The 513-nt window shown below is 61.4% G+C and carries 1 protein-coding gene; it reads right to left on the bottom strand.

Features of this window, described 5'->3' with window-relative positions:
* Positions 1–513: VgrG-related protein (locus C2L71_RS12100; RefSeq protein ID WP_476729636.1), on the bottom strand; the 513-nt coding region annotated here is incomplete at both ends.

Here is a 513-nt window from a genome sequence, read left to right as displayed (position 1 = left end):
GGTTGGGAACCGGCACGGGAGCCGGCGTCACCTCGGGCTTGGGCTCGGGGTCGGGTGCCGGCACCGGCTTGCTCGCCTCTGCATCTTGCTCGTGCTGGGTAATGAACGCCAAGCAGTCCTTCAGCTCGTTGCGGTAGCGGTTTTCCCAGCCCTGGTGGTACTGGGGCTGACCCTTGTAGAACACGCTCACGTTCTCCACCACGTAGTTGCACAGCTTGGTGACGAACTCGCGGTCGGTCATGTCGTTGGTGAGTCCGGCTCCCGGCCAGTCGTACCCTTCGCTAAGGTAATGGTACGTGCCGTTCCGGTCGTACCCATCTGAAACGCCGCCCACGAACTTCTTCCAGCCGGAAGATCCGAACAGGCTGCTCAAACCCCAGCACAAGCCCTTCACGGCATCGGAGCGATTCGAAATGTCGATGCCCCTGCTGGCTAGGTATTCCTGCGCAGGAATGTACGAGTTGTTGTACGCGTAGCTGTCCTGCAGGCCGGAGAACTCGGTCGGGTTGGCAG

Source organism: Enteroscipio rubneri (genome assembly GCF_002899715.1).
GTDB lineage: Bacteria > Actinomycetota > Coriobacteriia > Coriobacteriales > Eggerthellaceae > Enteroscipio > Enteroscipio rubneri.
This window is presented reverse-complemented; position numbering and strand designations above follow the sequence as displayed.